The organism is Rahnella sp. JUb53, from assembly GCF_004346065.1.
Lineage (GTDB): Bacteria > Pseudomonadota > Gammaproteobacteria > Enterobacterales > Enterobacteriaceae > Rahnella > Rahnella variigena.
In genome coordinates this window covers 23,830-37,062 of sequence record NZ_SLYT01000006.1, presented here as the reverse complement: position 1 = coordinate 37,062, position 13,233 = coordinate 23,830, and the positions used below count along the sequence as shown (strand labels likewise).

Here is a 13,233-nt window from a genome sequence, read left to right as displayed (position 1 = left end):
CATGAGCAGGAACGAATTGCTCATGAAAAGCCCCATGTAGTTACCACCCGCAGATGGCTGTCCCCTACTACTGCATGTGTTACCTGGTAAGTCCGTTAAACCTCTGGCTGTTAATCGCCTTGCGGTTTCTGAGATCGTTAAGGATGATCTCCCTCCATTTGATTCACCCCGTGCGCGACAAAAAGAATTCTGTGGCGAACCAGGCAATCACATACTGTTATTCCTGCACTTAACAATATTATTTTCTTATTCACCCGACTTAAGGCGACAGAAAATCCTTCGCGGTTAAATGCGAGCCATCAAATTAATAAGAAGAAGATCTGAAGATTTGTTTAGCTGATCATAAAAATTCAGCATAAGGCGGTTTGATGTCGTCAACGTTATGCCCGGTTTTCTTTTTGCAGAAAACACATGAGGATAAATTTGCAGTAAGCATTGCGACACGACACTCTCCAAAAACAAATAAAATGGCTTCAATCTTTTTCGCACTAGCAAGAATCGTGCTCACCAGGAGCATTGCTCTAAACAAAAATCCATTTTTGAAGGCGATTTGAAAATTATCAGAACCCTGTTACGCGCGCCAATAAATTTTGCAAATTTGTTACGCAATTCTCTTTTACTCGTAACAGTCTTTACAACAGGTCAGTCAGGCAGAGAGCAGAAAACAGCATTAACTCGCTGATTTAAAGAATCTTTATGGCGAAATTACTCATCAAAGCCCTACCGGAGACTGTTCAAGAACTCGCCTGACACAATCAGTTAACATTGTTAGATTTATAAGAATAAACACCTGTTAACTGCTGTGTTAACACTAATAACATCTCGATACAGCCTGCACAAGCCTTACAGAATGATGTGGGCAAATTAACGTCAATACGGGCAATAAACGCCAGTAATTAGCGAATAATTAGCTAAGTTTATTTAAAGAAATGAGGACTTGGATTGAAAAGAGGAGTGAGACGAGGGTTTGCGCCACATTAGGGTGCAATCGCTCTGAATTAAGTCATTAGCTGCACTATAATAAGGCATTCGATTATAAGTGGAAGTGATAATTATCACGAAAACACCTGAGTATTTTCGTGATAATTCGGCCGCTAATTGATTAAAGAAGGCCCGGGAAAATCGCTTTTATACCTGTCACAATAAATTCAATGCCCAGTGACATCAGCAGCAATCCCATAATACGGGTGATGACGTTAATGCCGGTTTGCCCCAGCAGACGCACCAGTAAAGGTGCCGCCCTGAACAGCAGCCAGCAGCAGAAGGCGAAGAACATGATAGCAACAGTCAGACCCAACAGGTTTGGCCAGCTGTGATAACGCGAACTCCAGACGATTGTTGAACTGATTGCACCGGGTCCTGCCATTAAAGGCAACGCCAGCGGAACTACACCGACGTTTTCGCGGATCGCTGTTTCTGACTTTTCCTGCTTGTTCTGTTTATCTTCCCCGAGCTTTCCGCTGATCATCGACATGGCGATAGTGACCACAAGGATCCCGCCGGCGATACGGAATGAATCAATGGAAATGCCAAACAGGTGCAAAATTGCATCGCCGAGGAACAGCGCAGTCGACAATATAATGGCAACAGACAGGTTGGCCGTCATATTGGTTTTGTTACGCCCTGCCGCCGCCTGATAGCTGGTCATGCTGATAAACACGGGCAAGATCCCCACAGGATTGACCAGTGCAAACAGCCCGACAAAGAATTTGATATAACCAGAAAAATCTAATAAAGATTGGCTCACGCAGAACTCCGCACAGTTACGCCGGTAGATGAAGGTTTTGATGGGCGCTAATGTACTGGAATCGCAGTAAAGGCGCCACGCCGTTTCATAGTTTTTATCACCAGATTTCCAAATAAAGGCAGTGGATAAGACTTTTGTTAAAAATCAGTTTTTTTATTGATAACTTTAGATACAAAACTGTATTATCCACGGGCTAATTTGATAATTATTCTCAATAAACTACTGCTGAAAGGTGTCAGCTTCGGTATTTAGTGATCCAGATCAAATTACGTCTGCCTACAAATAGGTAAGCTTTGTGCATAGTCACTCGACGGTAGTTTGCAGAACAAATATTCGTCAAGCCACGTTGAATGAGGAGTTATCTACTACCTTACGTGCTTCACTACTGGAAGCTCTTTAAGCAAATAAAGAGACAAAGACAACACCTTGAGAATCATAGAGTTAATTAGTTTCTCACGGTGACTGATAGCAGGTCTATACTAGTCTTTGGCAAGTTATTTACTAAAAGAGTTTAACTTTATCAGGAGAGCATCATGGCTGTAACAAATGTCGCTGAACTAAACGCACTCGTTGCGCGAGTCAAAAAGGCACAGCGCGAATATGCCAACTTCAGTCAGGAACAAGTAGATAAGATTTTCGCTGCCGCCGCTCTGGCTGCTGCCGATTCTCGTATTCTGCTCGCCAAACTGGCCGTTGAAGAATCCGGAATGGGTATTGTCGAAGACAAAGTGATCAAAAACCACTTCGCCTCCGAATATATCTACAATGCTTACAAAGACGAAAAAACCTGTGGCATCCTGGGCCAGGATGACACTTTCGGTACCATCACTATCGCTGAACCCATCGGCCTGATTTGCGGTATCGTCCCAACTACCAACCCCACTTCCACTGCGATTTTCAAAGCGCTTATCAGCCTGAAAACACGTAACGGTATTATCTTCTCTCCACACCCACGTGCTAAAAACGCGACTAACAAAGCGGCAGACATCGTTCTGCAGGCTGCTATCGCTGCCGGTGCGCCAAAAGACATCATTGGCTGGATTGATGAACCAAGTGTAGAACTTTCTAACCAACTTATGCACCACCCGGATCTGAACCTGATTCTGGCAACCGGTGGTCCGGGCATGGTTAAAGCAGCCTACAGCTCCGGTAAGCCAGCAATCGGCGTGGGTGCAGGTAATACCCCGGTCGTTGTAGATGAAACTGCAGATATCAAACGTGTTGTTGCTTCCGTGCTGATGTCCAAAACCTTCGATAATGGCGTAATCTGTGCGTCTGAACAGTCCATCATCGTGGTTGATTCTGCTTATAACGCTGTTCGTGAACGTTTCGCATCGCACGGCGGCTACATGCTGCAAGGCAAAGAGCTGAAAGCTGTTTCAGATATCATTCTGAAAAATGGTGGCCTGAACGCGGCTATCGTAGGCCAGCCAGCGACTAAAATTGCCGAAATGGCCGGCATCAAAGTGCCAGCTCATACTAAAGTGTTAATTGGTGAAGTCAGCGTTGTTGACGAATCAGAACCATTTGCACACGAAAAACTGTCCCCTACCCTCGCGATGTACCGTGCTAAGAACTTCGAAGACGCGGTTGCTAAAGCTGAGAAACTGGTAGAAATGGGCGGTATCGGCCATACCTCTTGCCTGTATACAGACCAGGACAACCAACCAGAACGTGTGAACTATTTTGGCAACAAAATGAAAACCGCACGTATCCTGATCAACACCCCGGCTTCTCAGGGTGGCATCGGTGACCTGTACAACTTTAAACTTGCTCCTTCTCTGACGCTGGGTTGCGGTTCATGGGGTGGTAACTCCATCTCTGAAAACGTCGGTCCTAAACACTTGATCAACAAGAAAACTGTAGCGAAGCGAGCAGAAAACATGTTGTGGCATAAACTTCCAAAATCTATTTACTTCCGTCGTGGCTCACTGCCAATCGCACTGGAAGAAGTGGCTACTGATGGAGCAAAACGCGCATTCATCGTCACTGACCGTTTCCTGTTCAATAACGGCTATGCAGATCAGATCACCAGCGTTCTGAAAAGCCACGGCATTGAAACAGAAGTGTTCTTTGAAGTAGAGGCTGACCCAACGCTGAGCATTGTTCGTAAAGGTGCTGAGCAAATGAACTCCTTCAAACCAGACGTCATTATCGCGCTGGGTGGTGGTTCACCGATGGACGCCGCTAAAATCATGTGGGTTCTGTACGAACATCCGGACACTCAGTTCGAAGATTTGGCGCTGCGCTTTATGGATATCCGTAAACGTATCTACAAATTCCCGAAAATGGGCGTGAAAGCGAAAATGATCGCCGTCACCACCACTTCCGGTACTGGTTCAGAAGTGACTCCTTTTGCGGTTGTTACCGATGATGCAACTGGTCAGAAATATCCACTGGCTGACTATGCGCTGACACCTGATATGGCTATCGTTGATGCTAATCTGGTGATGAACATGCCTAAATCACTGTGTGCTTTCGGTGGTCTGGATGCTGTGACTCACGCACTGGAAGCTTACGTTTCTGTACTGGCTAACGAATATTCCGACGGTCAGGCTCTGCAGGCACTGAAACTGCTGAAAGAAAACCTGCCAGCCAGCTACAACGAAGGGGCTAAAAATCCGGTAGCACGTGAGCGTGTTCACAATGCGGCAACTATTGCGGGTATCGCGTTCGCTAACGCCTTCCTTGGGGTTTGTCACTCAATGGCCCATAAACTGGGTTCAGAGTTCCATATTCCACACGGTCTGGCTAACGCAATGCTGATTTCTAACGTTATCCGCTACAACGCCAATGACAACCCAACTAAACAGACTGCTTTCAGTCAGTATGACCGCCCACAAGCGCGTCGTCGCTACGCAGAAGTGGCTGACCATTTAGGTCTGAGCGCTGCCGGTGACCGTACTGCACAGAAAATTCAGAAACTGCTGACCTGGTTGGATGAAATCAAAGCGGAGCTGGGTATCCCAACCTCTATCCGTGAAGCAGGCGTTCAGGAAGCTGACTTCCTGGCGAAAGTAGACAAACTGTCTGAAGATGCGTTCGATGACCAGTGTACCGGTGCTAACCCACGTTACCCGCTGATCTCTGAACTGAAACAGATTCTGATGGATACTTTCTACGGCCGCGAATTCAGCGAAGAAGAGGCAGCAGAAGTTGTTGTTGCTGCTCCTAAAGCTGAAAAGAAAACCAGCAAAAAATAATCTGCTGAGTTTCTGATAGCTAAAATCAGAAAGTAAAAACCCGCTGAAAAGCGGGTTTTTTTATGGATTCAGGATAAATGAGGGAAAATTTGAGAATGGCTTTGAAGATAAAAGCCAAAAAACCTCTGTAAATACTTTGCAGATTTACTCTGGTTTAGCTTCGACCGTGGTATCAAACGCCGCCATGGCTTCTTTGTAGTGCTTACGGCAGACAGATACATAGCTTTCGTCACCGCCTATAACGACCTGTGCGCCATCATGCAGGGCGTTACCCTTCTCATCCAGCCTCAGGTTACGGTTAGCCTTACGCCCGCAGTGACAAATGGTTTTCAGCTCAACCAGTTTATCCGCCCATGCCAGCAAATATTCACTGCCCTCAAAAAGTTCACCACGAAAATCGGTCCGCAGGCCATAACAAAGTACCGGCACATCCAGATCGTCCACAACGTCAGTGAGCTGGGATACCTGCGCCTTAGTGAGGAACTGGCATTCATCTATCAGAACGCAGCTCAGACGCTGTAAGCGATTCTCCTGGGCTATCAGATTAAAAAGTTCAGTGTCCTTATTGTAGAGCTCTGCCGGCGAGGATAAACCGATTCGGGAGCTGACTTTACCGACGCCGAAACGATGATCTAATTCTGCTGTTAACACCAGCGTGCGCATACCACGTTCTTGATAATTATATGAAGATTGCAATAGCGAAGTAGACTTACCGGCATTCATCGCCGAGTAATAGAAATAAAGCTGAGCCATGAAGGAGTGACCCCATAATGTAAATGGATGGCATAAATTTTCGGCGTGGATTGTACCACAAGCCTGACAATCTATAACCACACCCCTCTGGCACAGTTATCGGGGACGGTTCAAAGAATCATTACATTTGAAAAAATCACAGAAACTTACAATCAAAATTTATAAATGCAATAGCCGATAATCCGTAATCGTTAGACGACAATACTCCCTGACATGGCTCATCTTATATACCAGAGGGCCGCATAATGGGTTTGTCTATACAATATCTGGCTGGGTAGAAGCTCATAAAAGTAAAAATTTGAGTATGCTTTTGCGATACGGCCTCCCCCCATTTCCCCTGCCCCTACATTAGTTATCTACACTTCTTCTTTAATTATGTGAACAATCGCATGCTTATAAAACGACTTACACATTGCAACAATAGCGCTTAAGCGTGTATTGAAATTAGGGTTATAGACCTCAGATAAATAGTGTGAAATGTCCTACCTATATTTTGCATGACACATTCACCATTTGCTTTAAATGCGTAAATTAAGGTCAGGTATACAAATTGGCTATTGCAGAATACTGAAGAGCATTCTATTATTAGCCAAACGCCCCCCACCAATATAATTTGAGACTAGTATAATGAGCGAAGCATTAAAGATTCTGAACAACATCCGTACTCTGCGCGCGCAAGCAAGAGAATGCACTCTGGAAACTCTGGAAGAGATGCTGGAAAAATTAGAAGTTGTTGTGAACGAACGTCGCGAAGAAGATTCTCAGGCAGCTGCTGAGATTGAAGAGCGCACTCGCAAACTGCAACAATACCGTGAAATGCTGATTGCTGATGGTATTGACCCTAACGAATTGCTGCAAACCATGGCTGCAACTAAAGCTACCGGCAAAGCAAAACGTGCAGCGCGTCCTGCTAAATACAAATACGTTGATGAAAACGGCGAAAACAAAACCTGGACTGGCCAGGGCCGTACTCCAGCTGTAATCAAGAAAGCAATCGAAGAGCAAGGTAAATCACTGGACGATTTCCTGCTGTAATTGCCCTTATTAACGTAAATGTTAATACAAAAAAGCCCATCTTTATGATGGGCTTTTCGTTTTCTAATCCCGCAGATAAATGCTTCTTGTCACTAATACAAAAACGAACCAAGTACATCTTAAAAAGAGATTACATTCAGACTGCTATAGGACTTAACTGATTCCATAAAAAAGGCTGCCTGAGCAACCTTCAACATAACAGAAGTTTTATCCTGAATTTCAGACTTGATAAAAATCCCGATACCAGTCAACAAACTTCTGCACGCCCTGCTCGACGCTGGTTTCAGGCGCAAAGCCAATGGCCTGCGACAATGGCTGCGTATCCGCGCTGGTCTCGTGTACATCGCCCGGTTGCATTGGCAGCATATTCTTAACTGCCTCCATGCCTAATGCCTTCTCCAGCGCACTGATATAGGCCATGAGTTTTACCGGATTGTTATTGCCGATATTATAAACGCAATAAGGCGCGGAACTGCTGGCCGGAGATCCCTGTTCCACAGTCCAGTCAGGATCTGATTGCGGAATGACATCCTGTAAACGAACAATGGCTTCTGCAATATCATCGATATAAGTAAAGTCTCGACGCATTTCACCGTGGTTATAAACATCAATACTCTGTCCCTCCAGCATTGCTTTAGTAAACTTAAACAATGCCATATCAGGACGTCCCCAGGGACCATATACCGTAAAGAAACGTAATCCGGTCGTTGGTAATCCATAAAGATGTGAATAGGTGTGAGCCATTAATTCATTGGCTTTTTTCGTCGCCGCATACAATGAAACAGGATGGTCAACAGAATCATCGGTTGAGAAAGGTTGCTTTTTGTTCAAGCCATAAACTGAGCTGGAAGAAGCATAGAGCAAATGCCCGACTTTATTATGGCGACAACCTTCCAGAATGTTTACAAAACCTACCAGGTTGGAATCAGCATAAGCCAGAGGATTTTCGATTGAATATCGGACACCAGCCTGCGCGGCCAAATGGATCACACGTTCGAAACGCTGCCCGGCAAACAATGCGGCCATGCCTTCACGATCGGCTAAATCCAGCTTAATAAACTCGAAGCCGTCTTTATTCTCCAGCTGAGCAAGCCGCGACAGTTTCAGGCTGACATCATAATAATCATTCAGATTATCGATGCCGACAACCGAATGACCCGCTGCTAACAAACGTTGCGACACATAGAAACCAATAAAGCCCGCTGCGCCGGTAACCAGATATTTCATGAAAACTCCTTACAGAACCGGATTGATTGAAGCACCGCGGCCAATGCCGTAGTAAGTAAACCCGCGTTTCTCCAAACGTTCAGGATCGAATAAGTTTCGACCATCAAAGATAACCGGCTCTTTTAATGCTTTTTTGATCACATCGAAATCAGGGGCACGGAAGTTCTGCCATTCAGTACAAATAATCAACGCATCAGCATTGTGCAATGCGGATTCTTTAGTACCCATTAATTCTAAATCTTCGCGATGACCATAAATACGCTGTGTCTCATTCATGGCTTCAGGATCATAAGCTTTGATTTTCGCACCCGCAGCCCAGAGCTGTTCCATTAATACACGGCTTGAGGCTTCACGCATGTCATCGGTATTAGGTTTGAAGGACAGCCCCCAAAGCGCAAAGGTTTTGCCTTTCAGGTCGTCACCGAAGTGGCGCTGAATGAAAGCAGGCAATTTATATTTTTGCTGATAATTGACCTGTTCCACCGCCTGCAGAAGTTTCGGCTGATACCCGATGTGTTCTGCAGTACGGATTAATGCCTGAACATCTTTAGGGAAACAGGAACCGCCATACCCGCAACCTGGATAGATAAAGTGGTAACCGATACGGGAGTCTGAACCAATCCCCTGACGCACTTTTTCGATATCAGCACCCAGCATCTCTGCCAGATTGGACATTTCGTTCATGAAGCTGATTTTAGTTGCCAGCATACAGTTGGCCGCATATTTGGTCAGTTCAGCACTGCGGATATCCATCAGGATCATACGATCGTGATTACGGTTAAACGGTTCGTAAAGCTCACGGATAGGATCGATGGCATCAGGATTATCTGTACCGATGACAATACGCTCAGGACGCATACAGTCAGCAACCGCAGCACCTTCTTTCAGGAACTCAGGATTGGATACGACATCAAAAGTGATATCCACGCCGCGTTCTTTGAGTTTTTCACTCATTACCGCACGCACTTTATCGGCGGTACCCACCGGCACAGTAGACTTATCGATAACTACTTTAGGTTCGGTCATGTGCTCGGCAATAGTGCGCGCTACGGCAGTCACATATTTAAGATCCGCAGAACCATCTTCATCTGGCGGAGTACCGACAGCGATAAACTGAACGGTAGCGTGGGCAACACCTTCAGCCGCATTGGTGCTGAACAGCAAACGCCCTGCTTCGTAATTACGTTGAACCAGAGGAGTTAGACCTGGTTCAAAAATTGGGATCTGCCCGTTCTTCAGGTTTTCCACTTTCTTTGCATCAACATCGATGCACAAAACTTCGTGCCCGACTTCAGCAAGAACCGCCGCCTGAACAAGTCCGACGTAACCGATACCAAAAACTGTTACTTTCATCAGCGAATTCCTATTTGTTATTTTTTAAACAACGTGAAACAGACAGCCAAAAATTCCGGAACGCATTATACCAGTTTCAGCCGCAAGTTCGCCTGCAAAGGCATATTTTGCATAAGATAGGTCTTAGCAGAATGGATTAAAACGAAGATAGGTAATAACACGCCGAAAAAATGCTCAATGTTATTAAGGCATTATTATCAGTGACAATAAGTGAGTTCACTCTGTGGACAGCATTAATCTCAGACGTCCACCCGCTCCCCATACCTGACACTGCCACGCATCGCATTTCTGACTGATTTGATTGGAATATGTCGCACCCGTCGTGCCCAGCGGGACACCGTTACTGAGCTGGATCATATTGGTGCCGGTATTGACGTTGGCATGTAATCCCGCAGAAACCAGAATGAGATTCTTAAAACCGGCGTGATAATAACCCAGTAACAAAGGGAATTGCCCTTCAAGATTAGCCTGTCTGAATAAATGATTGACTTGTTTTAGCAACGTTGACATTTGCGGTAACCGCTGTTGCTGATTACTCAAATGCTCACGTAATAAGCTGTTAAAAATGGCCCGCAATAATAAGGCTGCCAGAACGCCATTTTCATTGGCGCGGGTGACGTCAAGACAATAAAACCCGAGATCTTTGGATGAAAGCGCCGCAATATCGAGCACCAGCCCCGGACGGTCCGCCGTTGTCAGTTGCCGGTAGTTAATGCGGCAACTCGCCAGCGTCTGCTGCACAGGCGGTTGCAACTCCTGCAATAACCGCCGGGCTTCATTCGGATTGCGGCACAGCGCTTCCCAGTCCTGAACCAGTGAACTTTCTTCCATCGCCTGTGAGGAAAAAAGCTTTGGGTACAATGACGTAAGTAACGCCTCACGTAAACGCTGCAAATCGTTAATAGGTTTAAGCAGAACATCTTCCACGCCCAGTCGCAGCATAGAAGCGACATCGGTCATTTTATCGGTGGCAGAAATCACCAGCACCGGGATTTTGTTGCCCTGCAACCGCAGATTTTCGACAAACTCCATCCCGCCCATTTCTGGCATCGCTAAGTCACAGAGGATCAGGTCAGGCGGGTAGTCCTCAAGCAGGGATAACGCTTCAAGACCATTCTCAGCTTCGGTAAAGGTGGCACCCAGGGAACTTACATAGCCAGCAAGAATAGATCGGAAAACGGCTTCGTCTTCAACGATGAGAATATGCTTGCTTGTAAGTGGCTTGTCCATCAGGGTCCCCCAGAATTTCTTATTCTAATAGTGGCTCATAAAGCCTGTTTTTGCTTGGCAGAATTGTCAGATTCGACCAAAGACGTTTTAAGCCATTCAGAACTGTCTATTTTTTATCAGGGGCAACAACTGCTCTCTTTGCTTTTCAACCGCAAGCCGGCCCGCCTCAATCGCTTCTTCCGCCCGATGAAAATCCAGCGTCGAAATCTGCGGACAATACGGCTGGATCAACACATCAGGCGGATCACCTGCCATACGGTTACGCTTAAGCCGGTTCTCCAGCACCTGAATAGAGGTAGACATAATCTCCATCGCCGAAGGGCTGACATTCGGCTTTCTGGCGTTTGGACGAGTTAAGCGCTGGCGGATTCTGTCACGCCAGCTGACTTCTTTCTCAGTATTTAGTGCTTCTCCCGTCGGTTGTACGGTAAGCAAATCTTGCTGCATCAGATGCGCGTCATGCTGGAGATCGACAGCAATCACGATATCGGCCCCCAGAGCGCGGGTGAGCGACACCGGCACAGGATTGACCACGGCGCCGTCAACCAGCCAATAACCGTTATGCCAGACCGGTGCCAGCAGGCCAGGCATACTGCATGAGGCGCGAATAGCCTGATGCAAATCGCCTTTAGTCAGCCACAGTTCACGTCCGGTACTCAGGTTAGTCGCGACGGCACCAAACTTCTTCGAGCACTTTTCAAACTCATCGATACGGATCAACTGACCGACGGCATTGAAAACCCGCTCGCCGCGCAGCAAACCGCCGCGTCGCCATGAAAAATCCATCAGCCGCAGCACATCCCAGTAGCTAAACGAACGTACCCAGCTTTCAATCGCCGGTAACCTGTTGCTCACATACGCGGCACCGACCAGCGCACCGACAGAGCAACCCGCCACCACATCGACTTCGATATCCATTTCTTTCAGGGCATTGATCACGCCAATGTGCGCCCACCCTTTTGCCGCTCCCGACCCCAGGGCAAGACCGATGGTGACTTTTCTGCTCATCTGATGACCTTAATAATTCGCATATCTTAAAAATGGGCCGGGAAGCGCGTTGTCACCCGGCGAGTTTGTTAGGTAACATATCATTTTGGTGCATTCAATAGCGCAGACCGCGCGCCGGATGTCGATACTCTGCCTATTCAGGAGTTTGTGTGTCTGAACTATGCCCTTGCGGCAGCAGCCTTTCTTATGAAGAATGCTGCCAGCCCTACATTGCTGAGAATAAAGTGGCGCCTTCTCCGGTAGCTTTGATGCGCTCGCGCTACACAGCCTATGTTTTGAAAAATGCGAGTTATCTGATCGCCTCCTGGCACCCGGATTGTCAACCAGAGCAATGGCGCGACAGTTTACAGGAAGGTTTTACCAGCACGCACTGGCAAGGACTTCAGGTCATCAGCGAAACAGACGGGCGTGATAATAATGAAGGCTTTGTGGAGTTTGCTGCGCGATTCACAGAAACCGGTGATGAACACATTCACCTCATCCATGAACGCTCGCGATTTCTTCGTTTAAAAGAACGCTGGTACTATATTGACGGAATTAAACCGCAGACAGGCCGGAACGATGCTTGCCCGTGCGGTTCCGGCAAAAAATATAAGAAGTGCTGCGGTAAATAATTCAACCGTAATATTGATAAGTCTTGGACAGGATCCACACCCTCATGCCGCAACAGAACGTACAAACCAAGGTGTTACGCACCATTTGCCCTGACGCAAAAGGTCTGATCGCCAAAATTACCAACATTTGCTACAAGCACGAACTCAATATCGTGCAGAACAACGAATTTGTGGATCACCGCACCGGCCGCTTCTTTATGCGTACTGAGCTGGAAGGGATTTTCAACGACACCACCCTGCTGGCCGATCTCGACAGCGCGCTGCCAGCCGGTTCTGTCCGTGAGCTGAACAGCACCGGACGTCGCCGCATCGTCATTCTGGTCACCAAAGAGGCGCATTGCCTGGGCGACTTACTGATGAAAGCTGCTTACGGTGGTCTGGATGTCGAGATTGCTGCGGTCATTGGCAACCACGATACCTTGCAGACGTTAGTCGAGCGTTTCGATATTCCGTTCCATCTGGTCAGCCACGACGGTCTGACCCGCGAACAGCATGACAGCGCAATGATTGCGCAAATCGATCAGTACCAGCCTGATTATGTGGTGCTCGCGAAATACATGCGCGTACTGACGCCGGGCTTTGTGCAGCATTATCCGCATCAGGTGATCAACATTCATCACTCGTTCCTGCCAGCATTCATCGGTGCCCGTCCGTACCATCAGGCCTATGAGCGTGGCGTGAAACTGATTGGCGCCACAGCGCACTATGTAAATGACAGTCTGGATGAAGGCCCGATCATCATGCAGGACGTCATCAACGTCGATCACACTTATACCGCTGAAGATATGATGCGTGCAGGCCGTGACGTTGAGAAAAACGTCCTCAGCCGGGCGTTATACCGCGTGCTGGCGCAGCGCGTATTTGTTTACGGAAATCGCACCGTTATTCTGTAAACCGTATTCTGACGGTGCTTTTCGTTCAGAGAAGCACCGTTAAGAACAAAAAACCCGCAAACAAACTTTTTTATCGCTTTCAGCGCTTTACACCTTCGAATCATTTGGTATTATGCGCCCCGTTCGCAGCTAACCGCTGTAACGATAAATCATCCATGTAGCGCATGATG

10 protein-coding genes are annotated in these 13,233 nt (G+C 47.0%); 4 read left to right on the top strand and 6 right to left on the bottom strand.

The features are described from left to right. Positions 1-1,102: 1,102 nt before the first annotated feature. Complete coding sequence (locus tag EC840_RS15095; protein ID WP_112288824.1) at positions 1,103-1,747, bottom strand: YchE family NAAT transporter; 645 nt, start codon at positions 1,745-1,747, stop codon at positions 1,103-1,105. 533 nt (positions 1,748-2,280) lie between these two features. Between EC840_RS15095 and adhE the strand changes: the two genes are divergently transcribed. Beyond that, positions 2,281-4,950: a bifunctional acetaldehyde-CoA/alcohol dehydrogenase gene (adhE, locus tag EC840_RS15090; protein WP_120161392.1), complete on the top strand. Its 2,670-nt coding sequence runs from the start codon at positions 2,281-2,283 to the stop codon at positions 4,948-4,950. A 144-nt stretch (positions 4,951-5,094) separates the two neighbouring features. Here adhE and EC840_RS15085 read toward each other — a convergent pair whose 3' ends face one another. Continuing rightward, positions 5,095-5,703 (bottom strand): thymidine kinase, encoded by a 609-nt coding sequence (locus tag EC840_RS15085; RefSeq protein WP_132965960.1) that lies wholly within the window; start codon positions 5,701-5,703, stop codon positions 5,095-5,097. A 627-nt stretch (positions 5,704-6,330) separates the two neighbouring features. On the opposite strand from EC840_RS15085, the gene hns reads away from it, so the two are divergent. After that, positions 6,331-6,738 (top strand): histone-like nucleoid-structuring protein H-NS, encoded by a 408-nt coding sequence (gene hns, locus EC840_RS15080; protein ID WP_013575950.1) that lies wholly within the window; start codon positions 6,331-6,333, stop codon positions 6,736-6,738. Positions 6,739-6,957: 219 nt separating this feature from the next. Here the strand turns inward: hns and EC840_RS15075 are convergent, their stop codons facing one another. From EC840_RS15075 to rssA, 4 genes are all read right to left on the bottom strand, one after another. Further along, complete coding sequence (locus EC840_RS15075) at positions 6,958-7,965, bottom strand: NAD-dependent epimerase (protein ID WP_132965958.1); 1,008 nt, start codon at positions 7,963-7,965, stop codon at positions 6,958-6,960. Positions 7,966-7,974: 9 nt separating this feature from the next. Beyond that, a complete protein-coding gene (locus EC840_RS15070; RefSeq protein ID WP_112288820.1) occupies positions 7,975-9,318 on the bottom strand; it encodes a UDP-glucose/GDP-mannose dehydrogenase family protein in 1,344 nt (447 codons plus the stop codon). A gap of 216 nt (positions 9,319-9,534) precedes the next feature. After that, the gene (rssB, locus tag EC840_RS15065) at positions 9,535-10,548 is read right to left on the bottom strand and encodes a two-component system response regulator RssB (protein ID WP_112288819.1); all 1,014 of its coding nucleotides are present in this window, start codon (positions 10,546-10,548) and stop codon (positions 9,535-9,537) included. Between the two features lie 96 nt (positions 10,549-10,644). Next, a complete protein-coding gene (rssA, locus tag EC840_RS15060; protein WP_112288818.1) occupies positions 10,645-11,556 on the bottom strand; it encodes a patatin-like phospholipase RssA in 912 nt (303 codons plus the stop codon). 149 nt (positions 11,557-11,705) lie between these two features. Between rssA and EC840_RS15055 the strand changes: the two genes are divergently transcribed. Continuing rightward, positions 11,706-12,170: a YchJ family protein gene (locus EC840_RS15055; protein WP_132965955.1), complete on the top strand. Its 465-nt coding sequence runs from the start codon at positions 11,706-11,708 to the stop codon at positions 12,168-12,170. 44 nt (positions 12,171-12,214) lie between these two features. Further along, positions 12,215-13,063: a formyltetrahydrofolate deformylase gene (gene purU, locus EC840_RS15050; RefSeq protein WP_129639831.1), complete on the top strand. Its 849-nt coding sequence runs from the start codon at positions 12,215-12,217 to the stop codon at positions 13,061-13,063. Positions 13,064-13,233: the final 170 nt, after the last annotated feature.